A 24,098-nucleotide genomic window follows, 5' to 3' on the forward strand; every position below is an offset into this window, starting at 1 on the left:
GCCGGTGCCACGGGGCACTCTCTCACCCGACACGCAGTCAAACCTGCCCCAACGGGAGTGAGACCGAGAATGGACGCCATCGCCGCCACCAACTGGCAGGGCCGCGCCGCCCGGCTGCAATTCCGCACCCAGGCTTTCATTGACGGTGCCTATGTGCCCGCCGCCAGCGGCAAAAGCTTCGCCAATATCAGCCCGCGCGACGGCAAGGTCCTGACCCAGGTCGCCGAATGCGACGCGGAGGATGTGAACCGCGCCGTGGCCGCAGCCCGCCGCACCTTCGAATCTGGCGTCTGGCGGGATCAGCATCCGCGTGCCCGCAAGGCCGTGCTGCTGAAACTGGCGCGCCTGATGGAGGAGCATGCGGACGAACTGGCGCTGCTGGAAACGCTGGATATGGGCAAGCCCATCCGCGACAGCCGCTCCATCGACATTCCCCTGTCGATCCGCTGCGTCCAATATTACGCCGAAGCCATCGACAAGCTGTATGATCAGGTCGGGCCCAGCGGGCCGGAGGCCATGTCCCTGATCCTGCGCGAACCACTTGGCGTTATCGGCGTGGTCGTGCCCTGGAACTTCCCGCTGATGATGGCGGTATGGAAGGTGGCACCGGCCCTGGCCACGGGCAATTCGGTGGTCCTGAAACCCGCCGAACAATCGCCCCTGACCGCCATCCGCCTGGGCGAACTGGCGGTGGAAGCAGGCGTGCCGCCCGGCGTGCTGAATGTCGTGCCCGGTTTCGGGGAAACGGCGGGGCAGGCCATCGGTCGGCACATGGACGTGGACATGCTGGCCTTCACCGGCTCGACCGAGGTTGGCAAATATTTCATGCGCTATTCGGGGGAGAGCAACCTGAAGCGCGTGTCGTTGGAATGCGGCGGCAAGACCCCGCATATCATCATGCCCGACGCCGCCGACCTGGATAAGGCCGCCGCCAATGCCGCCGGCGGCATCTTCTTCAATCAGGGGGAGGTCTGCAACGCCGGCTCCCGCCTGCTGGTGCATGAAAGCATCAAGGATGAGTTCCTGGAACGGGTGATCCATCATTCACGGCGCTGGACCCCCGGCGACCCGCTGGACCCCACCACCAATATGGGCGCCATGGTCGATGCCAAGCAGCATGAACGCGTCCTGTCCTATATCGACAAGGGCAAGGCGGAAGGGGCGTCCCTGCGTATCGGGGGTTCCGCCGCGCGTACCGAAAGCGGCGGCTATTACATCGAACCCACCCTGTTTGACGGCGTGGACAGTTCCATGACCATCGCGCGGGAGGAGATTTTTGGCCCCGTCCTGTCCACCCTGACCTTCAAGACCACCGAAGAAGCGTTCAAGATCGCCAATGACACGATCTACGGTCTGGCATCGGCCATCTGGACGCGGGACATTTCCACCGCCATGAAGGCGGCGCGGACCATCAAGGCGGGGTCGGTCTGGATCAACTGCTTTGATGCGGGCGATATCACCACGCCCTTCGGCGGGTTCAAGCAGTCCGGCTTTGGCCGCGACAAGAGCCTGCATGCCCTTGAAAAATACACGGACTTGAAAAGCGTCTGGATCGACCTCTCATAAGTATGGAACTCCATCTAATGATGGGTTGAACCGCAGCCCATTTCCCGCTAGGTCAGTGAATGCAGAATACCAAATTCAGGAGTGCCGCCTTGCTCGTCAATCCGATCCGTCTTGAGGACGAAAAGCCGGAGTCCGATGCCCAGGAGGAGAAGGGCAAGGCCCCGCCCTCCATTGCGCAGAACCTGTTCAAGGCCCGCACCATCCTGCTGTTCGGCGAGATCAACCAGAAGGTGGCACAGGCTGTGACGGCCCAGCTGCTGGGTCTGGCCGCAGAGAATGACGAGCCGATCAAGCTGATCATCAACTCGCCGGGCGGCCATGTCGAATCCGGTGACACGATTCACGACATGATCCGCTTCGTGAAGCCGCGCGTGCTGGTGCTGGGTACCGGCTGGGTCGCCTCTGCTGGTGCGCACATTTTCCTGGGCGCTGCCAAGGAAGACCGGTTCTGCCTGCCCAACACCCGCTTCATGATCCATCAGCCGGCAGGCGGCGTTGGTGGTCCGGCAACCGACATCGCGATCGAGGCGAAGGAAATCATCAAGATGCGCAAGCGCATCAATGAAGAGATCGCCCGCGAAACCGGTCAGCCTTATGAGCGCGTTGCCGTCGATACCGACCGCAATTTCTGGATGTCGGCAGATGAAGCCAAGGAATATGGCATCGTCAGCCACATCATCGAAAACGCTGAGGCCTTCCAGTAAGCTCTGGCAGGTTCGAGTTTGAGAAGGGCCGGTCCATCGTGACCGGCCCTTTCCATATCCGGGGATGGAAATGCGACTGCTTCAGGTGAATATCGGCCAGGTCATCCCCCGAACCAACGCCAAGGGGCGGGAGGAGGGGACGGGCATCGGCAAGCAACCCGTGGCCGGCCCCGTCACCCTCGGTCCAGCCGGCCTGGAGGGGGATGAAAGCGCCTATCGCAGCCGGAAGGAAGGCGACACGGCGCTGCACGGCTTTGCGTCCGAGTCCTATACGGCACTGGAGGCCAGCCTGGGTCGGGCCATACCCCGCCCCAGTTTCGGGGAGAATTTGCTGTTCGAAGCCTACACCGATGCCGAAGCGCGCATCGGCGATCTTCTGTCCATCGGTACCGCCCTGGTGATGGTGAACCAGCCGGTGCCGCGTTGCTCCTGGCCCGGTGTGCTGACGGGCGTGAAGGCGCTGGGGCCGCTGGCCATGAAGGCCGGCACGCCCGGCTGGTACATGCATGTGGTGCAGCCGGGCGTGATCAGGGCCGGTGAAGTCGTGATACTGGCCGAACGTGGGGATGCGACCTGGACGGTGGCGCGGCTGAACGCCCTGCTGCTGGACAAACAACCCGATCCGGCCTTGCTCGCCGATGCGCTGGCGCACCCGGCCCTGGCGGAACGGTTCAAGAAGGAGTTGCGGGGCTAATTCGCCTCAAGGGACGTCGCCCAACTTGGCTTCAAGCTCGTCCAGGCGCTTGGCCATGGTGCGGATATTGTCAATCAACAGCTGCACCAGCTGCCGCAGCAGGGGGTCCGCCCCATAAAGCCCTTCACGCAGCACACTGGCGGGCATGCGCATCAGCACCGATTCCACCTCCGCACTGGCATGGGCCATGCGCGGTTTACGGTCGAAAATCGCCATTTCCCCGAAAATGCCGCTGGTTTCGACCCGACCGATCACCGTCGGATGGTCCGTATCACCCCGCCAGATGCGCACACGGCCACATTCCACCACATAAAGGCTGTCGCCAGGATCACCCTCCTTGAAGATCAGCTCGCCGGGTGCGAAAGTTCGGCGTTCGAAAGCGGCGGACATGGCGGCGGACCCCTTGGCAGCGGCGGTACCCGCGACAGGCGCAGGCCAGCCAAGCTTTACGCTGATTGCTTCCCATTTGCCATGGGCTTGACAATAGTACGACCGTTCGTATTATTTAGTCCTTATGAGCAAGGGCGAACGCACACGCGCCGCAATCCTGGACCAGGCGCTGGCTATGACCAGCACGGACGGATTGACCGGCCTGACCATCGGGACACTGGCCGACCGGCTGGGCATGTCGAAATCCGGGCTTTTCGCCCATTTCGGCAGCAAGGAACAGCTGCAGGCGGCGGTGCTGGAACGGGCGGCGGAACTTTTCGCCGATACCGTGGTGCGTCCCGCCCTGGCACAGCCGCGTGGCCTGCCGCGCGTACTGGCCCTGTTCGAGAACTGGATTGCCTGGACGATGGACCCGGTGCTGCCCGGCGGCTGTCCCATCCAGGCTGCCTCTATCGAGTTTGATGATCGCCCCGGTCCCATCCAGGACCTGATCGTCAAGCAGCAGGAGGATATGCGCCGCGTGGTCATCGGTGCCGCCCGCCGCGCGGTGGATGAGGGGCATCTGCGGGCCGACTTGGATGTGGAGCAATTCGCGTTCGAGGGGATCTCGCTCTGTTATGGTTTCACCCAGTCCTATCGGCTTCTGAAGAATCCGAAGTCTGAGGTCTGGGCCCGCAACGCTGTCCATGGTCTGGTCGACCGGGCACGTTTGCGACAGTAGAGCGTTCGTCCGGTCCCGCGTGCGGCGGGGCCGGACTGGTTTCATCACGGCGCCCGCCCGGATGGACGGACGCCCCCATCGGGGGGAAAGTTCCATGGCTTATTTTTTGTCTGAAAAAAGCACGAACGTTCGTAATAATGACCAGAACAGCCACTCCTGGCTGGAGGGTCTGACGGGGCTGTTCCACCCCTGGTCACGCGAACGCCACCTGCTGGCCGAGGGGCGGCGCATGTATCTGGAGCCGGAGCGCGCGGTGGCACCGCCCGCCCTTCCCGAACCCGCCGGTGCCATGGTGCTGGCCGTACCGGGCTTCACCCCCCACCTCGCCGCCCGGCTCTGGGGGGCGGAGCGGGGGGAGGCGGCACCGCTGGTGCTGCTGGCCCATGGCTGGGAAGGGCAGGTGCAGGACATGCTGGATTTCGTGCAGCCGCTGCTTGATGCCGGTGCCCGCGTCGTCGCCTTTGATGCGCCTGCCCATGGCCGCAGCACGGGCGATGAGACCAACCTGTTGGAAATGGCCCGCGCTATTCGGGCCGTGGCGGCGGCGGCCGGCGGCAAGGTGGCGGCGGTGATCGGCCATGGGCTGGGTGCCACGGCCCTGACCCTGGCCATCCAGGACGGGTTCCAGGCGGGCCGCGCCATCCTTCTGGCCCCACTGGCGGACCTGACCTTGCCGCTGCGCCAGATCGCGCATGTCCTGCGCCTGGACCTGGATAGCGAACATGCGCTGGGACGGGAGATTGACCGGGCACTGGGACAGCCGCTGGCCGCCTTGCATCTGCATGGTGACAAAGGCACACCTGCCCTGCTGATCCATTCCGTCGATGATCGCATCATGCCGGTGGCCGATGCCCTGCAACTGACGGCAACATGGCCGGGTTCTGCAACGCATCTGGTAGAGGGGCTGGGCCATCGCCGGCTGCTGTCCGATGCGGGTGTCATCGCGCGGGCCGTGGGCTTCGCGTTGCGGGGGGAATGATACCCCCGTATGCTGCCAATGACGAAATAACAATCGGGTATGGGGGAAACATGCAGATGGGTATCACCGCGCTTTATGCGGGCTTGCTGGGCGTGCTGCTGCTGGTCTTGAGCTATCGTGTGTCGATGTATCGCCGCCGGCATGGTGTGTCATTGGGCGATGGCGGTCACAAGGACCTGCATGCAGCCATCCGGGTCCAGGGCAATTTCGTAGAATATGTGCCCACGGCCCTGATCCTGCTGGTGCTGGTAGAACTGTCGGGCCGGCAGCCGGCCATCGTGCATGGGCTTGGCGCCGCCCTGTTTCTGGGCCGCGTCCTGCACGCCCAAGGTCTAACCGCCAATCCTGGCGGCAAGAGCCCTGGCCGCCTGATCGGTATCCTGCTGACTTGGTTGATGCTGCTGACCGCGTCGGTGCTGCTGATCCTGGGGGCGGTCGCCGGCCTTTGACGGGCGTAGACCGGGCTAGGACAGGTTCCCGGTCCGGTCTACACGCAAATGCCATTCGGTCGCATCTTTCAGCCATTGACCGCGCGGCGGCTTGGCGTCATTAACCCTTCATGGGCAAGGGCTTTCTCCTCTCCGCAATCGGTGTTGCACGGCGTTTCGCGCCGTGGCTGCTGCTGCTTGCCCTGTTGCTGCGCGGGATGATCCCCGGTGGTTACATGCCGAACATGAACCCGGATAATGGCAAGGGCTGGCTGGTCATCTGTACCGGTGCCGGTTCCGCCAGCATCCAGGTTGATGGCGATGGCGGGGATGACAATCCCCCCGCCGATACCGGCCATCAGGGCCTTTGCCCCTTCATGGCCATGACCCTGTTGGGTCCTGTCCTGCTGCTGCTGGCGCTGCTGCTGCCGGTGGTGGGGGATATTGTTGTTCTGCGTCCCTTCACGGGCACGCTGCGTCGTCGCCTGCTATGCGGGCCGACCTTGGGGGCGCGGGCACCGCCCCTGTCCTGGGCTGCTTGATCCAATCCGTCCCAGGACCATTCCCGTATTTGGCGCCCCCCGCTTGAGCATTGCTGGCTCGCGGGGCCGGTCGCCGGAGGACATTACAGTGCCCCGCACGCCTTTTCGCGCCCGCAGCCTGGCTTCGGTCGCCCTCATCGCCCTTTCCCAGCCGGCCTTCGCCCAGGACACCCAGGTGGCCGACGCCGCCCCGGTGCAGGAAGTGATCGTCATCGGCCAGCGTGACGCCCCCATCACCATCGTGCCGCGTGGCCTCTCCGTCTCGCTGGGGGCGGAACAGTTCGCGGCCATCAACGCCGTCAATGTCGAAGACCTGATGAAGTACGCGCCGAATTTCTTCGTGCGCAAACGCTTCATCGGCGATGCCAATGCCGTTCCCGGCTTCCGCGGCACCCATTCCACGCAGTCGGCCCGCTCGCTGGTGCTGGTGGACGGTTTCACCGTCTCTAACCTGCTGGGCAACAGCTTCTCCTTCCCCCCGAAATGGGGCGTTGTCGGGCCGGGTGAGGTTCAGCAGTTCGACATCGTCTATGGTCCCTATTCGTCCCGCTATCCGGGCAATTCGATGGGCGGCATCATCTCAATCACCACCAAGCCCCCGAAGGACGGGCTGGAGGCCTTCGCCACGGCCCAGTATTTCATCCAGCCCTACAAGCAGTATGGCACCGACCGCGACTTTGACGGCTATACGGGAGAGGCCGGTTTCGGCTGGAAGCAGAAGGACGGCCCGTGGAGCGCGCGCCTGTCCTATCGAAGGCTGGAGAACCAGGGCCACCCGATGCAGTTCTACCAGCTGACGTCCGCCACCGGCACGGCTGCATCGACTTTGGTGACCGGGGCCGTGACCGACCCGAACCTGATCACCAAGACGCCGGTGTCCGGTGCCTATTCGGTGGAGGATACGACGCAGGATCAGCTGCGGGGCCGCATCGGCTATGATTTCGGCGATGGCTGGAATGCCTCGCTGCTGGCCGTGCTGTGGACCAGCGACTATGGCGGTACGACCCCCACCACCTATCTGCGCGACGCCGCCGGCAACCCGGTCTTCACGGGCCGTGTCTCGGTGGAGGGCAAGCAATACACCATGCCCGCCATCAACCTGTCCCTGACCAAACGCCGGGAAATCCTGGGCGGGGCAAAGCTGGAGGGTCCCATCGGCGACTGGCAGGCCAGCCTGAACCTATCGCGTTTCGTGATCGACAAGCAGCGGGCACGCGCCTCCACCGGCTATCTGAACGGTATCAATAGTGGTGCGGGTACTGACACGCGTCAGGGCGATACCGGCTGGTGGACCGGTGACGGGCAGTTGGAGCGCACGCTGGGCGACCATGAACTGGCCATCGGGTTCAACAGCAGCCTCTATGAAACCGATCAGACCATTTATAGCGTCAGCAACTGGCGCACCGGCGCCACGCCAACCTTCACAACACAAACCGGTGGCCGTTCACGGCAATTGGGGGCGTTCATCGATAACGCCTGGCAGGTGACGCCGGGGGTGAAGCTGACCGGCGGTGTACGTCTGGACAATTGGCGGGCGTTCGATGGCCGCATCGGTACCCGCGTATCCGGTTCCCCGAAATATCAGTCTTACGCCGACCGTAAGGAAACCTCTATCAACCCGTCTGCCGGCATTCAGGCCGACCTTCCCGCCGACTGGGTGGGGCAACTGAGCCTAGCCACCGCCACCCGCTTCCCCACGGTGGGTGAGCTGTTCCAGGGCCGCCTGGACGGCAATGGCAATTTCGACATCAACAGCTTCGATCCCAACCTGAAGCCGGAAAAGTCGCGTGACGCCAACCTGATGCTGCGTCGTGGCTTCGACGCTATCCGCGTCACCGGGAGCGTCTTCTATCAGCGCGTAGAGAATGCGATTTTCAGTCAGCAGGGTTTCAACCAGTTCGGAATCGTCACATCCTCGTTCAAGAATATCGACATCGTGCGCCAATGGGGCGTGGAAGGCATTATCGAGGCCTCCGACGTCGGCGGCGTTGATGGCCTGAATGTCGATTTCAATGCCGCCTGGATCGATGCCCAGACGGTGCGCAACCGCTCCGTCCCGGCATCGGAAGGGGTGCAGTTCCCGCGCATTCCGAAATGGCGGCTGAATGGCAATGCCCGGTACAGGTTCGCCGATGACTGGCAAGTCTCCACCGGCTGGCGCTACGCCTCGCGCCCCAACACCAATCTGGAAGGGACGCAGCGCGGCGACACCTATGGCTACACCTCCGAACTGATGATCTTCGACGCCAAACTGTCCTGGGACGTGACCGCAGAAACGCAGCTCAGCGTCGGTGTCGATAATATCGGCAATGACAAGGCCTGGGTGTTCCACCCCTATCCGCAACGCACCTTCACCCTTGAACTGAAATGGAAGGGCTGACGCCATGACGGATCTGTCGATGAACGCGTCTCCGGCCAAGGGCTGGCTGGATTACCGCACCATCTGGCGCTGGCATTTCTATGCCGGCCTGTTCTGCGTGCCCTTCATCGTGGCCCTGGCCCTTTCCGGTTCGCTCTACCTGTTCAAGCCGCAGGTAGAGGCGTTGATCGACAGGCCCTATGACAATCTGGTCCTGACCGGGCCGGCGGCGGATGCCAATGCCCAGGCCCTGGCAGCATTGGCCGCCGTGCCGGGCGGGAACTTGAAGTCCTATATCCTGCCCGAAGAGGCCGACGACGCCGTGCGCGTTCTGGTCCGCGACGGGCAGGGGGCGATGTGGCGTGTCTATGTCCATCCCCAGACCCTGGAAATCCTGCACTCAATTCCCGAAGAAGACCGCTTGATGAACCAGATCAAGACCTTCCACGGCGAATTGCTGATGGGTGACCAGGGTTCCTGGTTTGTGGAACTGGCCGCCTGCTGGGGCATCGTCATGGTGGTCAGCGGTCTGTATCTCTGGTGGCCGCGCGGGGGTCAGGGGCTGGCCGGTGTCGTCTATCCACGGCTGTCGGCGGGCGGGCGCACCTTCTGGCGCGACCTGCATGCTGTCACCGGCCTGTGGATCTCCTTCCTGGCGCTGTTCCTGCTGCTGACCGGCCTGCCCTGGGCCAGTGTCTGGGGCGGTGCCTTCAAGGCGGTGCGGGAGGCGACAGGAACCGCCGCCGTCAAACAGGACTGGACCACCAGCCGCAAGGCTGAACGCGCCGGACACGACGCCCAGGAACATGCCGAAGACCATCCAATGGACCATGGCGGTCTATCCATGGACGATATGATGGTGGGGACCGTCACCCTGGCCGATGTCGTGACACAGGTGGCCCCCCTCAATCTTGCCGCACCCGTCCAGATCAACCTGCCGGCCAAGGCGGGCGGCAGTTGGGCAGTGCGGTCGATGACGGCCAACCGGCCCGATCGCGTCTCCATCGATCTGGATGGGGCCACCGGCACCCCGATCCGGCGGGAGGAATTCGCCGACCGTCACATCATTGATCGCGTCGTCGGCATCGGCATCGCGGCCCATGAGGGGCAGTTGTTCGGCTGGTTCAATCAGGCCCTTGGCGTCATCGCTGCCCTTGGCCTTGTCCTGCTGTCGGTCAGCGGGGCCGTGATGTGGTGGAAACGCCGGCCAAACGGCGCTCTGGGCGCGCCTCCACCCCTGCGCATGCGGGGCAGCCCGGCGGTCATGGGCATGATCCTGCTGTTCTTCGCCCTGTTCCTGCCGCTGCTAGGCCTGTCGGTGATCATCGTGGCCCTGATCGATCTGGCCATCCTGCGCCAACTGCCCACCGCGCGCCGCTGGCTGGGCCTGCGTACCGCCTGACAATGGGGCAGGGGGTGGCTATCCCGCCGCCCCCTGCCGGAACCGTCCTGGCGAGCAACCAACCCGGCCTGTAAAGAAGCGGTTGAAATAGGCCGGATCACTGAACCCCAGTTCAAACGCCACCTCCGCCACGCCCAAATCACTGTACAGCAGACTGCGTTTCGCCTCTGCCAGCAGCCGGTCATGCAGAAGGTCGATGGGCGGACGGCCTGTGACGGCGATGCAGGCCGCACGCAACCGGCCCGGCGTAACGCCCAGCGCGTCGGCGAACCGCGCCACGCCCCATCCGGCCCGATATTGTTCCTCAATCAGGTCGCGGTAGCGCGCCACCAGGGCCGCGCGTGGCCCGCGTGCCGCACCGCCACCGCCCGCCGACAGCCGCGCCGCCCGCCAGGCATGAACCAGCAGCGCCATCAGGGCCGCCTCCACCAGCAGCGACCGCCCGACACCGCCGCCCGCCATCTCCGTCTCCAGCAGCGCCGCCAGCCGCAGGCAATCCGTCCCGTCGTCTGCCAGCGGCACCGCCACCGCCCGCCCGAACAGTTCGCCCAATCCCGGTTCCCGCCGCGCCAGCCCGCGCAGCATCGGTTCGACAAAGGTGACCACAAGGCCCTGGCTGTCGGCGTTCCAGCGGAAACCATGTACCTCCCCGGCGGGGATCAGCAGCAGACACGGTGCCGTGAACGCCTCCCGCTCTCCACCCGCCAGCAGATCGCCGCCGCCACTGGCGATCACGAAGACATGGTTCAGGTCGGCATGGGCATGCGGCTGGATCTGCCAGCCGCTGGGCTGGCTGCGTCGTTCCAGGGTTTCGGCATGGATGAAATGTTCATCCGCCTTGGCCTCCGCCTCCCCGTACAGGAAGAAGCGGGGCACAGGATTGCTGGCTTTCCGGTTCATGCAGTGCAGCATGGCAAAGGGGCGATGAAAAATCCAATTTTTTGATGGATGCGTGTCCTGTGCCAATGGTTCGCTGACGCTATCATCCACCCAACAGCCAATAATTTCCTGGGAGGAAAGTGGTGATGCGCACACAGGTCGCCATCATCGGCGCCGGACCTGCCGGTTTGCTTCTGGCCCACCTTTTGTACAAGGCGGGCGTGGAATGCGTGATCCTGGAACGGCGTGACCGCGCCTATGTGGAAAGCCGCATCCGGGCCGGCATTCTGGAGCAGGTGACGGTTGATCTGCTGCGTCAGGTCGGCGTGCATGACCGCATGGACCGCGAGGGCCTGCCGCATGAAGGGTTTGCGCTGTCCACCGATGGCGACAATACCCGCATCGATATGAAGGCGCTGACCGGCAAATCCGTCATGGTCTACGGCCAGACGGAGGTGACGCGCGACCTGATCGACGCCGCCATCCGCCGCGACATCCCGCTGCTGTTCGAGGCGGAGAATGTGGCTCTGCATGACATTACCAGCGCGCGGCCGCGTGTAAGCTTTCAGCATGATGGCGTCGATCACGTCCTGGAATGCGATTTCATCGCTGGCTGCGACGGGTTCCACGGCGTTGCACGCGCCAGCGTCCCGGTTGATGTCCTGCGCACCTTTGAACGGGTCTATCCGTTCGGCTGGCTGGGTGTGCTGGCCGATGTGCCGCCCTGCGATCATGAACTGATCTATGCCAGCCATGAACGCGGCTTCGCGCTGGCCTCCATGCGCTCCAACACCCGCTCGCGCTATTACGTGCAGGTGGCGAACACGGAGAAGGTGGAGGATTGGTCGGACGAACGGTTCTGGAATGAGCTATGCCTGCGTCTGGGCGGCGATGTCGCCCCGCGGGTGACGCGCGGGCCCTCGATTGAAAAATCCATCGCGCCCCTGCGCAGCTTCGTGGCCGAACCGATGCGCCATGGCAACCTGTTCCTGGCCGGTGACGCCGCCCATATCGTGCCGCCCACGGGGGCAAAGGGCCTCAATCTGGCTGCCACCGACGTCGCCTATCTGGCGGACGGTCTGGCCGATCATTACCGGGGCAACAGTGCCGGGATTGACGCCTATTCTGCCCGCGCCCTGGCCCGTGTCTGGAAAGCCGAACGCTTCTCCTGGTGGTTCACCAGCCTGATGCACCGCTTCCCGGAGACCGACGCCTTCGGCCGCCGCATGCAGATCGCCGAACTGGGCTACCTGCGCGGCTCCCACGCAGCCCAGCAGTCGCTGGCGGAAAACTATGTGGGCCTGCCGCTGCACTGACCTTCTTCCATAGGAACCTACTGATATGGCTGGCAAGATTTATCCCGACGCCAAGTCGGCACTCGACGGTCTGCTGTTCGACGGCATGACCATTATGTCGGGTGGCTTCGGCCTGTCCGGCAACCCGGAACATCTGATCCCCGCCATCAAAGAGGCTGGCGTCAAGGGGCTGACCATCATTTCCAACAATTGCGGGGCCGATGGTTTCGGCCTGTGGCAGTTGCTGAACAATGGTCAGATCAAAAAGATGATCAGTTCTTACGTGGGGGAGAACAAGCTGTTCGAACAGCTTTACATCTCCGGCCAGCTGGAGCTGGAGCTGAACCCCCAGGGCACCCTGGCCGAACGTATCCGCGCTGGCGGGGCCGGCATCCCCGCCTTCTATACTGCCACCGGCGTCGGCACGGTCGTGGCGGAGGGCAAGGTGGTGGAGGAGTTCGAGGGCAAGCGCTATGTGCGTGAGACCTGGCTGCGATCCGACCTGTCCATCGTCAAGGCGTGGAAGGCCGATACCGAAGGCAACCTGATCTATCGCAAGACAGCGCGAAACTTCAATCCGGTGATGGCCACCGCCGGCAAGGTGACGGTGGCAGAGGTGGAGGAGATTGTGCCCGTCGGCAGTTTCGATCCCGACCATGTCCACACCCCCGGCATCTATATCGATCGTGTCATCAAAGGCACGCATTACGCCAAGCTGATTGAAAAGCGCACAACCCGGCCACGTCCGGCCGCCAGCCAGGAGGGCTGAACCATGCCCTGGACCCGTGATGAAATGGCCGCCCGCGCGGCGCGTGAGTTGCGCGACGGTTTCTATGTGAACCTGGGTATCGGAATCCCCACCCTGGTCGCCAACTATATCCCCGACGGCATGCAGGTGATGTTGCAGTCGGAAAACGGCATGCTGGGCATCGGCCCCTTCCCGTTTGAGGGGGAGGAGGATGCCGACCTGATCAATGCCGGCAAGCAGACCATCACTGAACTGCCCACTTCCTCCTATTTCAGCAGTGCGGACAGTTTCGCCATGATCCGGGGCGGCCATATCGATCTGACCGTGCTGGGCGCCATGCAGGTAGCCGGCAATGGTGACCTCGCCAACTGGACCATTCCCGGCAAGATGGTGAAGGGCATGGGCGGCGCCATGGACCTTGTGGCCGGCGTGAAGAAGGTCGTGGTGGTCATGGAACACCAGGACAAGAATGGCGGGTCCAAGCTGCTGACCGAATGCAATCTGCCGCTGACCGGGGCGGGTGTCGTGGACATGGTCATTACCGACCTGGGCGTCTTCACCATCGACAAGGTTGGCGATGGCGGCATGGCCCTGATCGAACTGGCCCCCGGCATCTCTGTGGAGCAAATCACCGCCGCCACCGGTGCCCCCTTCCGGGTGGAGCTTGCAGCATGAGCGCCGCCTATATCTGCGACGGTATCCGCAGCCCCATCGGCCGGTTCGGCGGCGGCCTGTCCCGCCTGCGCCCCGACGACATGGCCGCCCAGGTAATCCAGGCCCTGCTGGCCCGCCATCCCAGCCTGGACCCGGCCACCATTGAGGAGGTCTTCCTGGGTTGCGCCAATCAGGCGGGGGAGGATAACCGCAACGTGGCCCGCATGGCGGCGCTGCTGACGGGTCTACCCGTTTCCGTCCCCGGCACGACCATCAACCGCCTGTGCGCATCGGGTGCCGATGCCGTGGGCACGGCGGCACGCGCCATCAATGCCGGGGCCTTGGACCTTGTCATCGCTGGCGGCGTGGAAAGTATGACCCGCGCCCCGCTGGTCATGGGCAAGGCCGAAAGCGCCTTTCAGCGCAGCGCCCAGATCGAGGACACCACCATCGGCTGGCGCTTCATCAACAAGGCGATGAAGGAACGCTACGGCACCGACAGCATGCCGGAGACGGCGGAGAATGTAGCCGTCGAGCATGGCGTCTGCCGGGAAGATCAGGACGCCTTCGCGCTCACCAGCCAGCAACGCACCGCCAAGGCCCAGGCCGACGGCTATTTCGAAGACGAAATCACCCCCGTCACTGTCCTGGACGCCAAGGGCAAGCCCACCACGGTCAGCGTGGACGAGCATCCCCGTGCCGACACGACAGCCGACGCGCTGGCGAGATTGAAACCAGTGGTCCGCGCCGGTGGCACCGTTACAGCGGGCAATGCCAGCGGCGTCAATGACGGCGCAGTGACTTTGCTGATTGCTTCGGAGTCCGCAGTAAAAACCCATAATCTCACGCCGCGAGGCCGCATCCTGGGCATGGCGACGGCAGGCGTGGAACCGCGCGTCATGGGCATCGGCCCGGTCCCGGCCTCACAAAAACTGATGAACAAGCTGGGCCTGACCATCGGCGATTTCGACCTGATCGAGTTGAACGAGGCCTTTGCCTCGCAGGTGATCGCGTCCTTGCGCGCACTGGGCGTTGATCCGACGTCGGATAATGTGAACCCGCATGGCGGCGCCATCGCCCTGGGCCACCCGCTAGGGGCAAGCGGTGCCCGGCTGGCGCTGACGGCGCTGCGCGGGCTGGAGCGGCGCGGCGGTAAGCGCGCGCTGGTCACCATGTGCATTGGCGTGGGCCAAGGTCTGGCCCTTGCCATTGAGAAAATCTGAGGGAGGAAAACAACATGAGCCTGATCCTGCCCTATAACCGGGAAGAGGAGGGGGCCCATCCGTCCTTCCTGTCACCCGACTACAAAGCCACCATCAAACGCTCGCCGCAGCAGCCTTTGGTCCGCATTCCGCAGACCCTGACGGAACTGACCGGCCCCGCCGGTCGCTGGGAACGGTTGATGGGGCCTGCCGTTGCCGACCTGACCAAAATCGGCAAGGGCGAAGCCATCGGACAACGCATTGTCGTGTCGGGCCGCGTGCTGGACGAGGATGGGCGGCCTGTGCCGAACACCATCGTGGAGGTATGGCAGGCCAACGCCGCCGGTCGTTACATCCACAAGAAGGACCAGTGGAACGCCCCGCTGGACCCGAACTTTACCGGGTCGGGCCGCGTCATCACTGATGATCAGGGCCGTTACCGGTTCTACACGATCTCCCCCGGTGCCTATCCCTGGGGCAATCACTATAACGCCTGGCGTCCGGCCCATATCCATTTCTCGCTGCTGGGACCGGCTTTCGCCACGCGCCTTGTCACGCAGATGTATTTCCCCGGCGACCCGCTGATCCCGCTGGACCCCATCGCGAATGCCGTGCCCGCCCACGCTCTTGGCCGCATGATCAGCCGGTTCGACATCGAAACAACACAGGAAGCCTTTGCGCTGTCCTATATTTTCGACATCGTGCTGCGCGGGCGTGACGCCACGCCGATGGAGGATTGATCCATGACCGGACAGACACCCTGGCAGACCGTCGGCCCCTATTTCCACTATGCCCTGCCCTGGAAGGGTGGCGCCGATCTGGTGGAAGGCAAGGGGGATGCAGGTGCCCGCATGGACCTGCTGCCTGATGGCCATTATACCCTGAACCCCAATGATCAGCCGCGCGGGTCGGCCAAGGGGCAGGTAGTAACCATCACCGGCACAATCTTTGACGGCGATGGCGTGCCCATCCCCGACAGCTTCGTCGAACTTTGGCAGGCCAATGCCGCCGGCCGCTATGACAGCCCGGAAGATGCGCGGGAGGAATTGGCGCTGGACCCGGATTTCATCGGCTTCGGACGTGCATCCACCGATGCCAATGGTGTCTTCGTCATCCGCACCGTGAGGCCCGGTCGCGTCCCTGGCCCCGGCAACAGCCTTCAGGCTCCGCACATCGCCATTTCGGTGATGGCGCGCGGCATCATCAAGCGCATGGTAAGCCGCATCTATTTCGCGGACGAGGCCAGCAACGCCGAAGACCCGATCCTCGACCTCGTCCCACCCGCTCGCCGCGCCACCCTTCTGGCCATGCCTGTGGCGGAGGGGACTTACCGGTTTGATATCCGGTTGCAGGGCGAGGGGGAGACCGTGTTCTTTGATGTGTGACTTATGCGTCGTGCGTAGCGCGGGTTTGGCGTCAGCCGTAGTCCGCGGAAACCCGCGCCCTCCAGGCGTCGCTCCGCGGATTACGCTGACGCTAATCCGCGCTACGAACATCATGCTTTTCGGCTACCATTGCCACTTCCCCCCACCCAACCCGGCTCCCCCATGACCTCCGCCCTGTTCATGCCGCTGTTTCAGACACAAGCCATGGCGGCCCTGCTCGATGATCGGGCCGTGCTGGGTGCCATGCTGCGGGTGGAAGCGGCATTGGCCCGTGCGCAGGCCGGCGTCGGCATGGTGCCGACCGCCGCGCTGGCCGCCATCCAAGCGGCCTGTGACCCCGACCTTTATGACATCGCGGAACTGGGCCGTGCCACGGCACTGGCCGGCAACCCGGCCATTCCTCTTGTCAAGGCGTTAACGGCCAGGGTCGCGGAAAGCGACCCCGCCGCCGCCCGGCATGTGCATCGCGGGGCGACCAGCCAGGACATCATCGACACCGGCTTTGTCCTGCGCGCCCGCGATGCGGTGGCGCTGTTGTCTGCTGACCTTGACCGCGCCATCCATGCATTGGCCGACCTGTCGCGCCGCCACGCCCGCACACCGATGGCGGCCCGTACCCTGTGGCAGCAGGCCTTGCCCACCACCTTCGGGCTGAAGACTGCCGGCTGGTTGTCCCTGCTGCTCCGTAGCCGCGCCCGTCTGACCCAGGCCGGCAAGGCAGCCGAAACCCTGCAATTCGGTGGGGCCGCTGGCACCCTGGCCAGCCAGGGCGGGCAGGGGGTGATGGTGGCCCGCGCCCTGGCCGCCGAACTGTCCTTGACCCTGCCCGACACGCCCTGGCACAGCCAGCGTGACCGCATCGCCGATCTGGGGGCCGCCCTGGGCCTGCTGACCGGCGGTTTGGGCAAGATCGCCCGCGACATTGCCCACCTGATGTCGTCGGAAGTGGCGGAAGCGTTTGAGCCTGCCGCCGCTGGCAAGGGCGGGTCATCGGCCATGCCGCACAAGCGCAACCCCGTGGGCACCACTATCGCCTTATCCGCCGCCGCCCGCGCCCCCGGTCTGGTCGCCACCCTGTTCAGCGCCATGGTGCAGGAACAGGAACGCGGCGTCGGCGGCTGGCATGCCGAATGGCCGACCCTGGCGGAATTGTTCGCGCTCACCTACGGTGCCATGGCCCATATGGCCGATACCTTGTCGGGCCTGGAACTGGACCCCGCCCGCATGCGCGCCAATCTGAACCTGACCGACGGGTTGATGATGGCCGAAGCCGTGACCCAGGCGCTGGCAGAGGCATCGGGCCGCCATGACGCGGGCAAGATCGTGGAGGCCGCGTGCAAACGCGCCGTCGCCGCCGGCCACGGGCTGCTGGAGGAACTGGCCGCCGATGCCGCCATCACCACCCACCTGCCGCGCGAACGGCTGGTGGCCCTGATGCAGCCGGAAAGTTACTTAGGCTCGGCCACGGACTTCGTGTCCGCCGTGTTGAAGACCTATGAGCGGGAGATGAAGTAATGGCCGAGTATGTGACCCTGGCCGATGGATGCCGCCTGCACTGGCGCCTGGACGGGCCACAGGGTGCGCCGGTTCTGCTTCTGTCCAATTCGCTGGGCACGAACATGGACATGTGGGCACCACAGATGCCGGCCCTGACAGAGCATTTCCGCGTCCTGCGTTATGACAGCAGGGGGCACGGCCTGTCCGACGCGCCCACCGGCCCCTACAGCATCGACCTGCTGGGCCGCGATGCCATCGGCCTTCTCGACGCGTTGGGCATGGACAAGGTGCGTTTCGCCGGCCTGTCCAAGGGCGGGATGGTGGGGCAGTGGCTGGGGGCGAACGCGCCCGAACGGTTGTCGCATCTGGTCCTGTGCAATACCGCTGCCGAAATGTCCCCGCCGGAGCCATGGAATGCCCGTATCGCCCTGGTCAAGGCGCAGGGGATGGGTGCCATCGTCAATGGCGTGGTGGAACGCTGGTTCACCGAACCCTTCCGCACCGCCCACCCCGAGGCCATCGCCCCCATCACCGCCATGCTGCACGCGACCTCGGTCGAAGGCTACATTGCCTGCTGTGCCGCCGTGCGCAATATGGATCAACGGGCGTCGCTGCCGGGCATCAAAGTGCCGACCCTGGTGGTCGGCGGCCTTCAAGACCCGGCCACCCCCATCGCGAAAAGCCATGAGTTGGCGCGTCTGATTCCGGGTGCCCGTCTTGTGGAACTGGACGCCGCACACCTGTCGAATATTGAGCAGGCAAAGGCCTTTACCGCCGCCCTGCTGTCCTTCCTGAAGGATTGAGAACATGGATGAAGCCGAACGCAAGGAACGGGGCTTCAAGGCCCGGCGTTCCGTCCTGGGTGATGCGCATGTCGACCGCGCCATCGCCAACACCACAGAATTTACCGCCGAGTTCCAGGACCTGATCACCCGCTATGCCTGGGGGGAGATCTGGACGCGGCCCGGCATCGACCATACGACCCGGCGGCTGATGGTGCTGTCCACCATGATCGCCCTGAACCGGGAGGAGGAATTCATGATGCATGTCCGTGCTGCCGTCACCCATGGCGTGTCGCGCGACCTGATCAAGGAAGTGATCCTGCAGGCCGCCATCTATTGCGGTGTGCCAGCCGCCAACAGCGCCTTTCACGCCGCCTCGCGCGTGTTCAAGGAACTGGACACAGCCGCCGCATCCTGATCCAAAAACCCATGCCTGACCCGCGTGCGGCACCTTTGACTTGGGTGCTGCGATGCGGCATAAAGGTCAGGCATGAAAGAGACTGATTTCGACGCTTTGCATGAAAGCGCCACCGCGTTCCCCCGCATCGGGGCTGGCGCGGACATGGACCGGGCGGACGCCACGGTAATTCCCTTCCACCGCTATACCGATTATGACCGCCGCTGGCCCGTGCCGGGCAAGGGCGAAGTGCTGGTCGTGCCATTGGGCGGTCTTGGCCGTATCGGTATGAACTGGACCCTCTATGGTCATGATGGTGCCTGGGTCCTGGTCGATGCCGGCATCGCCTTCCCGGACCCGGAGACGACAGGCGTTGACTGCATCGTCCCGCACCCGGCCTTCCTGGCTCCCATCCGTGACCGGTTGCTGGCCCTGGTGGTCACCCACGCGCATGAAGACCACATCGGCGGTATCGACCGGCTGTGGCCGCAGGGCATCGACTGCCCCATCTATGCCACCCCGTTCGCGACCAAGCTGATTGCCCGTCGGCTGGATGAAGCCGGCGTGCTGGAGAAGGTGGAACTGAACAGCTACCCCGTGGGTGGGTCGTTCAGCATCGGCCCGTTCGGCTTCCGCTCCATCCGTATGACCCATTCGATCCCGGAGCCGGTGGCCCTGGCCATCGACACGGGTGCTGGCACCATTCTGCACACGGGCGACTGGAAGTTCGACGCGGAGCCGGGCATCGGCCTGCCCACCGATTTCGACGCCCTGCGCAAGCTGGGTGACGAGGGCGTGCTAGCCATGCTGTGCGACAGCACCAACGCCCACAAGGATTTGCCCTCGACATCCGAGGTACAAGTGCGCCGCGCCTTTGACCGGCTGTTCGCCACGCGCAAGGGTCAGATCGCCATCTGCTGCTTCGCGACCAATGTGGCGCGTGTGGCATCTGCTATCTCCGCCGCCGCCGATGCCGGCCGTCAGGTTGCCCTGGCCGGTCGCTCCATGCGCAATTGTGAGGAAGTGGCCCGTGACCTGGGCCTGCTGAACCATGTGCCGGAGCCGCTGACCGAACCCGCCCATCTGAAGGGGCTGGACCGTGACAAGGTTGCCCTGATCTGCACCGGCGGGCAGGGTGAAGAAAAGGCGGCCCTGGCCAAGCTGGCGCGCGGTGAACGCCGCTTCCCGCCCTTTGGCGCCGGTGACACGGTGGTTCTGTCCGCCCGTGTCATCCCCGGCAATGAAGAGTCGGTTGAAAAGGTCGTCTCCAAGCTGCGCGCGCGCGGCGTGGAGGTGCTGATGGGACATGAGCTGATGGGGGGCGAGCCGCTGCACGTCTCCGGTCATCCCGGTGCCAATGAACTGCGCGACCTCTATGCCCTGGTCCGTCCGCGCATCGCGCTGCCGGTGCATGGGACGGAGATGCATCTGGAGGCCCACGCCCGTCTGGCCCGCGCCGCCGGCTGTCAGGCCGCCATCATGGCGGAAGAGGCAGAAGTCATCCGCCTGTCGGACGGCGGCTCGCGCGTCCTTGGCCGGGTCACCGCCCCGCTTCTGGCGATCCAGAGCGAGCCGAACGGCGACCGCGCTACGTATGATCCCGGCAAGGTGCTGATAGCCGGTCAGGTGTGATGGGTTGCGCCAGGGCTTGGGGTCTGCCCAAGCCCTGGCATTCCCTTATCCTCGCCCTTTGGTATTCACCAGCGCCACCCCGCCCAGCGCCATGACACCACCGGCCAGCGTCGTCCAGACGGGTAACTCGCCCGTCAACGGCACCGCGACCGTGGAAGCCACGACCGGCACCATGTAGAGAAAATTCGCCCCCCGCGCGGCCCCGAAATGACCCAGCGCGTAAGTCCAGGCGGCATAGCCGATGGCCGCCGGGAACAGCGCCAGGAACAGCAGGGCCGCCTGCACCTGCCAGGTTGCGGCCAATGCCTGCTGCACCCCCTGACCCAGCCAGGGTGACAGCCACAGCCCGCCCGCCAACAAGGTCAGCGCGGAAGAGGGCAGGGCGCCATACCGCCCCACCAGCGGCCTTTGCAGCACGAAATAGGTGGCGGTCGCCAGCGCACCGCCGATCAGCAGCGTCGCCCCGCTGCCGAACCGCAGGCCACCCGGCTGTCCCGACGCGATCAGGCCGACGCCCGCCATGCTGACGCCCATACCGATCCAGGCCCAGCGCCGGAACCTCTCCTTCAGGAACAGGGTGGCGAAGATCACGGTCAGGACGGGGGCCACATTCACGATGAAACTCGCCGCCCCCGCCGCCACCGTCTTCTGCCCCGTATTCAACAGCAGATTATAAAGCGCGATCCCGATCCCGCCACAGGCCGCAAACCTCAGCGCATCGATCCCGCGCGGCAGCTTTGGCCGTGTTACCAGCAGGAAGATCAGGGCCAGTGTCCCCGCCATGGCGAAGCGCGCCGCCGCCAACGGCAGCGGGTCCATGCCCCCCAGCGCCACGCGGATGGAAGGAAAAGCCGAACCCCAGCTGACCACCGTCACCAGAACGGCAAGGGCGGGCAGAAAGCGGGAGCGGGGTAGGGGACTTGCAAGGGCCGTCATGGGAAGATTTCCGTTCAGGGGTGATATGGCGTCGATCCTGCCTTATCGCGGGTTGTTGACATAGCGTACCAGTGGTGTCACACCTGTACGCATGACGCACAGCTTATCTTTACCGCCACTGGAAAGCCTGACCGCCGTGCTCGCGGCCGGGCGCACCGGTTCCTTCTCCGCCGCCGCCCAGGAACTGGGCGTCACCCATGCTGCGATCAGCCGTCGGGTGCAGGCGGCGGAGAGTTGGCTGGGCGTTGCCCTGTTCGAACGGCACGGACGCGGGGTCCGCACCACGCCCGATGGCGAGCGTTTCATCGCGCGGGTGGGAGAGGCGTTTAATATGATCGCCCGCTCCGGCGACCAATGGCGTCAGCGGCGGGGGACGGAGATCGTGCGCCTGTCCATCCTGCCGGCCTTTGCCAAGCTCTGGCTGTTCCAGATGCTGGACAAGCTACAGGACGCACATTTGCGCTTTGACCTGCTGGTCGAACATCGTCTGGCGGACCTGGACAAGGGTGAGGTGGATATCGCCGTCCGCTGCGGCAACGGGCAATGGACCGGCGTCAACAGCACGCCCCTTTTCCAGGAAATGGTCTATCCCGTAGCCGCACCGTCGCTGGCCGCCCGCCTGGGCCCCAATCCTTCCGTGTCTGCCATCATGGCCGAAACCCTGGTCCATGACAGCACCGTCACCTCCTGGCGGGCCTGGCTGGCGGCCCATGACGTGCCTTACAGCAAGCCACGGCCCCAGGACATACGGTTTGAGGACTACGACACCGTGCTGGCGGCGCTGGAGGCGGGGTTGGGGATCGGCATGCTGCGGTCCCCCTTGGGCGATGCCTGGGTGGCCGATGGCCGGCTAGTGCCGCTCAGCCCGCTCTGGGTCCCTAACCCCTATCTCTACCACCTTGTCACCCGCACCGGCACCCCGCGCCCGGCTGTGGCGGAGGCGCGGGACCGCATGCTGGCGCTGGCGGCGGAATTCAGGCCGACACCCCCGCCATCAGGGCGTTGATCTCCCGATAGGGCATGGGATCGGCGCAAATCGGGTCGGACACGCCATCCTTCAGGAAGGCCCCACCGATGGCCGCCACCCGACCCCACAGATATTCCGGCAGGGCCGACCCTGCCGACAACCGCTTCACGCCCAGCGTGGCCAGTTCCGCCAGCGGCAACAGGCCGGGGCGCGCCATCGCATTAAGTGGTACCTTAATATTGTCAGCTATATATTTGATTTCGCTTGGATCGGTCACGCCTGCTGGGAATAGCCCCGACGCCCCAGCCTCTGTATACAGCTTCCCGCGTCGCACCACTTCTGCCGCACGTTCCCCCTGGGGTGCCAGCCCCTTCAGATAGACGTCAGTGCGGGCATTGATGAACAGGCCCGGCCCCACAGCGGCACGGATGGCCTTGATCTTGGCGGCCAGAAGCTCGGGCGTGCCCGCCCCATCCTCGATATTCACGCCCACGACCCCCGTCTCCACGATCCGACGGGCCAGGTCGGCAACGGCGGCGGGATCGTCGCTATAGCCGGCTTCCATATCGATGCTGACGGGCAGGTCGGGCACAGCCCGCACGATATTGGTGGCGGCATGCAGCAAAAGGTCCGCCGGCAGCTTGTTACCATCAGCCACGCCTAAGGCCCAGGCAAGGCCGGCACTGGTGGTGGCGATGGCTTTTGCGCCCAGATTGCGCATCATGCGCGCACTGCCGCCATCCCAGACATTGCACAGAATCAGGGGGGTATCGCCCCGATGCAGGGCGTCGAAAGTCTCAAACTTCGTCTTGCTCATGATGCCTTTTCCAGGGAAAGCGGGAAGTCGGAAAGGTTCAGGTGGCGGCAGGCATAGGCACCCCAGGGGTGCCATCGTCGTTCACCTTCATAAATCGGAACGGGTCCGTCCCATGGGGCCGGTACGCGCCGTCCGGGCCGGTCCGCCACCAGCGGGGCCAGGGCCGGGTCCTGGGCCAGATGGGCATTGATGGTCGCCATATCCGCCGACAGGTCGAAACGCCGTCGCAGCCGGGCTGCGATGCCTGACAGTGATCGGATATCGCCGGTACGGATCACAGCCTTCAGCGCATCCTGGCCGGGCAGGGCGGTAACGGTGACATCGCCGTCCGGCAGTCGCCGCCTCCATGCCCCATCCGCCACCTGCTCCATCGTATCCCCCTGCGCCGCGATTGCCTCCAGCAGATCAAGCCAATCCAGGGGCGGGCGGTAGCGCAGGCGCAGGATCACCCCATCCTGCGCCACGCTGCCCTCCGCCCTGTCCGACGCGAGCGCCTGCCGGCGCAATTCGCGCGGGGGCCGGCCGTAGAGCGACTGGAATGTCTCATTGAAGCGTCGGATGCTGCCAAAACCGGAGGCCAGCGCCACTTCCGCCATGGGCAGGGCCGTCTCATGCAACAGCTGTTTGGCAAACAGCACGCGCCGCGTCTGCGCCACGGCGATGGGGCTGGCCCCCAGATGCTGTTTGAACAGGCGGCGTAACTGCCGCTCCCCCACGCCCAACCGCCCGGCCAGCATGTCGACACTGGCATCGTCCCCGTCCAGCGCGCCTTCGGCAATCAGGGTCAGCCCACGGGAGACAGTGTTGGAGGTACCGCGCCAGACGGCCAGATCCGGTGCGGCTTCGGGCCGGCAGCGCAGGCAGGGCCGGAACCCTGCCTCCTGTGCAGCGGCCGCCGTCGGATAAAAGCGGCAATTCTCCGCCTTTGGCGTGCGCGCCGGGCAGATGGGACGGCAATAGATGCCGGTGGTCAGCACCGCCGTGAAGAAACGCCCGTCGAAGCGGGCGTCCCTGGTCTCAACAGCGCGGTAGCAGGCGGTGGGGTCGAGCGTTTCCATGTCCCGATCCTGCCACGGGCCGCCCCGCACGGCTCGCGGTTTTCGGACATGAACGGTGGGGCCA

At 64.8% G+C, this 24,098-nt stretch carries 25 protein-coding genes; 20 read left to right on the forward strand and 5 right to left on the reverse strand.

Annotated elements, in window-relative coordinates; translation table 11 throughout:
* The first annotated feature begins 69 nt into the window (after nucleotides 1-69).
* The 3 genes from ABC729_RS19180 to ABC729_RS19190 all read left to right on the forward strand — a co-directional run bounded on the left by ABC729_RS19180 (nucleotide 70) and on the right by ABC729_RS19190 (nucleotide 2,964).
* On the forward strand, nucleotides 70-1,566 hold the full coding sequence (locus ABC729_RS19180; RefSeq protein ID WP_495609211.1) for an aldehyde dehydrogenase: 1,497 nt from the start codon (nucleotides 70-72) through the stop codon (nucleotides 1,564-1,566).
* Between the two features lie 89 nt (nucleotides 1,567-1,655).
* Complete coding sequence (locus tag ABC729_RS19185; RefSeq protein ID WP_495609212.1) at nucleotides 1,656-2,270, forward strand: ATP-dependent Clp protease proteolytic subunit; 615 nt, start codon at nucleotides 1,656-1,658, stop codon at nucleotides 2,268-2,270.
* 70 nt (nucleotides 2,271-2,340) lie between these two features.
* Nucleotides 2,341-2,964, forward strand: a complete 624-nt coding sequence (locus ABC729_RS19190) for an MOSC domain-containing protein (protein ID WP_495609213.1) — start codon at nucleotides 2,341-2,343, stop codon at nucleotides 2,962-2,964.
* Between the two features lie 6 nt (nucleotides 2,965-2,970).
* On the opposite strand, the gene ABC729_RS19195 is transcribed toward ABC729_RS19190, so the two are convergent.
* The gene (locus ABC729_RS19195; protein WP_495609214.1) at nucleotides 2,971-3,354 is read right to left on the reverse strand and encodes a Crp/Fnr family transcriptional regulator; all 384 of its coding nucleotides are present in this window, start codon (nucleotides 3,352-3,354) and stop codon (nucleotides 2,971-2,973) included.
* A gap of 124 nt (nucleotides 3,355-3,478) precedes the next feature.
* On the opposite strand from ABC729_RS19195, the gene ABC729_RS19200 reads away from it, so the two are divergent.
* The 6 genes from ABC729_RS19200 to ABC729_RS19225 all read left to right on the forward strand — a co-directional run bounded on the left by ABC729_RS19200 (nucleotide 3,479) and on the right by ABC729_RS19225 (nucleotide 9,785).
* Entirely contained in the window at nucleotides 3,479-4,075 is a 597-nt protein-coding gene (locus ABC729_RS19200) for a TetR/AcrR family transcriptional regulator (RefSeq protein ID WP_495609215.1), read from the forward strand.
* A gap of 94 nt (nucleotides 4,076-4,169) precedes the next feature.
* Nucleotides 4,170-5,054: an alpha/beta fold hydrolase gene (locus tag ABC729_RS19205; RefSeq protein WP_495609216.1), complete on the forward strand. Its 885-nt coding sequence runs from the start codon at nucleotides 4,170-4,172 to the stop codon at nucleotides 5,052-5,054.
* A 56-nt stretch (nucleotides 5,055-5,110) separates the two neighbouring features.
* Entirely contained in the window at nucleotides 5,111-5,503 is a 393-nt protein-coding gene (locus tag ABC729_RS19210) for an MAPEG family protein (protein ID WP_495609217.1), read from the forward strand.
* A 110-nt stretch (nucleotides 5,504-5,613) separates the two neighbouring features.
* Nucleotides 5,614-6,024 carry a DUF2946 family protein gene (locus tag ABC729_RS19215; RefSeq protein WP_495609218.1) on the forward strand — a complete coding sequence of 137 codons (411 nt, stop codon included), beginning with the start codon at nucleotides 5,614-5,616 and terminating at the stop codon, nucleotides 6,022-6,024.
* Between the two features lie 88 nt (nucleotides 6,025-6,112).
* Entirely contained in the window at nucleotides 6,113-8,404 is a 2,292-nt protein-coding gene (locus ABC729_RS19220; RefSeq protein ID WP_495609219.1) for a TonB-dependent receptor, read from the forward strand.
* Nucleotides 8,405-8,408: 4 nt separating this feature from the next.
* Nucleotides 8,409-9,785: a PepSY-associated TM helix domain-containing protein gene (locus tag ABC729_RS19225; RefSeq protein ID WP_495609220.1), complete on the forward strand. Its 1,377-nt coding sequence runs from the start codon at nucleotides 8,409-8,411 to the stop codon at nucleotides 9,783-9,785.
* Between the two features lie 18 nt (nucleotides 9,786-9,803).
* Here the strand turns inward: ABC729_RS19225 and ABC729_RS19230 are convergent, their stop codons facing one another.
* A complete protein-coding gene (locus ABC729_RS19230; RefSeq protein ID WP_495609221.1) occupies nucleotides 9,804-10,685 on the reverse strand; it encodes a helix-turn-helix domain-containing protein in 882 nt (293 codons plus the stop codon).
* 125 nt (nucleotides 10,686-10,810) lie between these two features.
* Here ABC729_RS19230 and pobA point away from each other — a divergent pair, with 125 nt between their 5' ends.
* The 10 genes from pobA (at nucleotide 10,811) to ABC729_RS19280 (ending at nucleotide 20,256) form a co-directional block, all read left to right on the forward strand.
* Nucleotides 10,811-11,980 (forward strand): 4-hydroxybenzoate 3-monooxygenase, encoded by a 1,170-nt coding sequence (pobA, locus tag ABC729_RS19235; protein WP_495609222.1) that lies wholly within the window; start codon nucleotides 10,811-10,813, stop codon nucleotides 11,978-11,980.
* Nucleotides 11,981-12,005: 25 nt separating this feature from the next.
* A complete protein-coding gene (locus ABC729_RS19240; protein ID WP_495609223.1) occupies nucleotides 12,006-12,728 on the forward strand; it encodes a CoA transferase subunit A in 723 nt (240 codons plus the stop codon).
* Between the two features lie 3 nt (nucleotides 12,729-12,731).
* Complete coding sequence (locus tag ABC729_RS19245; RefSeq protein WP_495609224.1) at nucleotides 12,732-13,382, forward strand: 3-oxoacid CoA-transferase subunit B; 651 nt, start codon at nucleotides 12,732-12,734, stop codon at nucleotides 13,380-13,382.
* Nucleotides 13,379-14,584 carry a 3-oxoadipyl-CoA thiolase gene (gene pcaF, locus ABC729_RS19250; protein ID WP_495609225.1) on the forward strand — a complete coding sequence of 402 codons (1,206 nt, stop codon included), beginning with the start codon at nucleotides 13,379-13,381 and terminating at the stop codon, nucleotides 14,582-14,584. Before ABC729_RS19245 ends, pcaF begins: the two co-directional genes overlap by 4 nt.
* Nucleotides 14,585-14,598: 14 nt before the next feature.
* Complete coding sequence (gene pcaH, locus ABC729_RS19255) at nucleotides 14,599-15,303, forward strand: protocatechuate 3,4-dioxygenase subunit beta (protein ID WP_495609226.1); 705 nt, start codon at nucleotides 14,599-14,601, stop codon at nucleotides 15,301-15,303.
* A gap of 3 nt (nucleotides 15,304-15,306) precedes the next feature.
* The gene (gene pcaG, locus ABC729_RS19260) at nucleotides 15,307-15,948 is read left to right on the forward strand and encodes a protocatechuate 3,4-dioxygenase subunit alpha (protein WP_495609227.1); all 642 of its coding nucleotides are present in this window, start codon (nucleotides 15,307-15,309) and stop codon (nucleotides 15,946-15,948) included.
* A 162-nt stretch (nucleotides 15,949-16,110) separates the two neighbouring features.
* Nucleotides 16,111-17,463 (forward strand): 3-carboxy-cis,cis-muconate cycloisomerase, encoded by a 1,353-nt coding sequence (gene pcaB, locus ABC729_RS19265; protein WP_495609228.1) that lies wholly within the window; start codon nucleotides 16,111-16,113, stop codon nucleotides 17,461-17,463.
* The gene (pcaD, locus tag ABC729_RS19270; RefSeq protein ID WP_495609229.1) at nucleotides 17,463-18,248 is read left to right on the forward strand and encodes a 3-oxoadipate enol-lactonase; all 786 of its coding nucleotides are present in this window, start codon (nucleotides 17,463-17,465) and stop codon (nucleotides 18,246-18,248) included. The genes pcaB and pcaD overlap by 1 nt, the downstream gene beginning before the upstream one ends.
* Nucleotides 18,249-18,252: 4 nt before the next feature.
* Nucleotides 18,253-18,645: a 4-carboxymuconolactone decarboxylase gene (gene pcaC / locus ABC729_RS19275; RefSeq protein ID WP_495609230.1), complete on the forward strand. Its 393-nt coding sequence runs from the start codon at nucleotides 18,253-18,255 to the stop codon at nucleotides 18,643-18,645.
* A gap of 72 nt (nucleotides 18,646-18,717) precedes the next feature.
* Nucleotides 18,718-20,256, forward strand: a complete 1,539-nt coding sequence (locus tag ABC729_RS19280; RefSeq protein ID WP_495609231.1) for a ribonuclease J — start codon at nucleotides 18,718-18,720, stop codon at nucleotides 20,254-20,256.
* A gap of 45 nt (nucleotides 20,257-20,301) precedes the next feature.
* On the opposite strand, the gene ABC729_RS19285 is transcribed toward ABC729_RS19280, so the two are convergent.
* The gene (locus tag ABC729_RS19285; protein ID WP_495609232.1) at nucleotides 20,302-21,192 is read right to left on the reverse strand and encodes a DMT family transporter; all 891 of its coding nucleotides are present in this window, start codon (nucleotides 21,190-21,192) and stop codon (nucleotides 20,302-20,304) included.
* A gap of 91 nt (nucleotides 21,193-21,283) precedes the next feature.
* Between ABC729_RS19285 and ABC729_RS19290 the strand changes: the two genes are divergently transcribed.
* On the forward strand, nucleotides 21,284-22,198 hold the full coding sequence (locus tag ABC729_RS19290; protein ID WP_495609233.1) for a LysR substrate-binding domain-containing protein: 915 nt from the start codon (nucleotides 21,284-21,286) through the stop codon (nucleotides 22,196-22,198).
* Here ABC729_RS19290 and ABC729_RS19295 read toward each other — a convergent pair.
* Together ABC729_RS19295 and ABC729_RS19300 are read right to left on the reverse strand one after the other, a co-directional pair.
* Nucleotides 22,167-22,976, reverse strand: coding sequence for an isocitrate lyase/PEP mutase family protein (locus ABC729_RS19295; RefSeq protein ID WP_495609234.1), 810 nt, complete (start codon nucleotides 22,974-22,976; stop codon nucleotides 22,167-22,169). The genes ABC729_RS19290 and ABC729_RS19295 overlap by 32 nt on opposite strands.
* Nucleotides 22,973-24,034, reverse strand: a complete 1,062-nt coding sequence (locus ABC729_RS19300; RefSeq protein ID WP_495609235.1) for a bifunctional transcriptional activator/DNA repair enzyme AdaA — start codon at nucleotides 24,032-24,034, stop codon at nucleotides 22,973-22,975. The genes ABC729_RS19295 and ABC729_RS19300 overlap by 4 nt, the downstream gene beginning before the upstream one ends.
* Nucleotides 24,035-24,098 lie beyond the last annotated feature (64 nt).

It is taken from the genome of Niveispirillum sp. CC-CTL257 (assembly GCF_059489915.1).

Excerpts from the sequence above, each read along its gene's own strand:
- ABC729_RS19200 (WP_495609215.1), top strand. The coding sequence starts at position 3,479 with ATGAGCAAGGGCGAACGCACACGCGCCGCAATCCTGGACCAGGCGCTG.
- ABC729_RS19300 (WP_495609235.1), bottom strand. The coding sequence starts at position 24,034 with ATGGAAACGCTCGACCCCACCGCCTGCTACCGCGCTGTTGAGACCAGG.
- pcaF (WP_495609225.1), top strand. The coding sequence starts at position 13,379 with ATGAGCGCCGCCTATATCTGCGACGGTATCCGCAGCCCCATCGGCCGG.
- ABC729_RS19225 (WP_495609220.1), top strand. The coding sequence starts at position 8,409 with ATGACGGATCTGTCGATGAACGCGTCTCCGGCCAAGGGCTGGCTGGAT.
- pcaG (WP_495609227.1), top strand. The coding sequence starts at position 15,307 with ATGACCGGACAGACACCCTGGCAGACCGTCGGCCCCTATTTCCACTAT.
- pcaB (WP_495609228.1), top strand. The coding sequence starts at position 16,111 with ATGACCTCCGCCCTGTTCATGCCGCTGTTTCAGACACAAGCCATGGCG.
- ABC729_RS19240 (WP_495609223.1), top strand. The coding sequence starts at position 12,006 with ATGGCTGGCAAGATTTATCCCGACGCCAAGTCGGCACTCGACGGTCTG.
- pobA (WP_495609222.1), top strand. The coding sequence starts at position 10,811 with ATGCGCACACAGGTCGCCATCATCGGCGCCGGACCTGCCGGTTTGCTT.
- ABC729_RS19205 (WP_495609216.1), top strand. The coding sequence starts at position 4,170 with ATGGCTTATTTTTTGTCTGAAAAAAGCACGAACGTTCGTAATAATGAC.
- pcaH (WP_495609226.1), top strand. The coding sequence starts at position 14,599 with ATGAGCCTGATCCTGCCCTATAACCGGGAAGAGGAGGGGGCCCATCCG.
- ABC729_RS19295 (WP_495609234.1), bottom strand. The coding sequence starts at position 22,976 with ATGAGCAAGACGAAGTTTGAGACTTTCGACGCCCTGCATCGGGGCGAT.
- ABC729_RS19280 (WP_495609231.1), top strand. The coding sequence starts at position 18,718 with ATGAAAGAGACTGATTTCGACGCTTTGCATGAAAGCGCCACCGCGTTC.
- ABC729_RS19190 (WP_495609213.1), top strand. The coding sequence starts at position 2,341 with ATGCGACTGCTTCAGGTGAATATCGGCCAGGTCATCCCCCGAACCAAC.
- ABC729_RS19245 (WP_495609224.1), top strand. The coding sequence starts at position 12,732 with ATGCCCTGGACCCGTGATGAAATGGCCGCCCGCGCGGCGCGTGAGTTG.
- pcaC (WP_495609230.1), top strand. The coding sequence starts at position 18,253 with ATGGATGAAGCCGAACGCAAGGAACGGGGCTTCAAGGCCCGGCGTTCC.
- ABC729_RS19195 (WP_495609214.1), bottom strand. The coding sequence starts at position 3,354 with ATGTCCGCCGCTTTCGAACGCCGAACTTTCGCACCCGGCGAGCTGATC.
- ABC729_RS19290 (WP_495609233.1), top strand. The coding sequence starts at position 21,284 with ATGACGCACAGCTTATCTTTACCGCCACTGGAAAGCCTGACCGCCGTG.
- ABC729_RS19285 (WP_495609232.1), bottom strand. The coding sequence starts at position 21,192 with ATGACGGCCCTTGCAAGTCCCCTACCCCGCTCCCGCTTTCTGCCCGCC.
- ABC729_RS19180 (WP_495609211.1), top strand. The coding sequence starts at position 70 with ATGGACGCCATCGCCGCCACCAACTGGCAGGGCCGCGCCGCCCGGCTG.
- ABC729_RS19210 (WP_495609217.1), top strand. The coding sequence starts at position 5,111 with ATGGGTATCACCGCGCTTTATGCGGGCTTGCTGGGCGTGCTGCTGCTG.
- ABC729_RS19230 (WP_495609221.1), bottom strand. The coding sequence starts at position 10,685 with ATGAACCGGAAAGCCAGCAATCCTGTGCCCCGCTTCTTCCTGTACGGG.
- ABC729_RS19215 (WP_495609218.1), top strand. The coding sequence starts at position 5,614 with ATGGGCAAGGGCTTTCTCCTCTCCGCAATCGGTGTTGCACGGCGTTTC.
- pcaD (WP_495609229.1), top strand. The coding sequence starts at position 17,463 with ATGGCCGAGTATGTGACCCTGGCCGATGGATGCCGCCTGCACTGGCGC.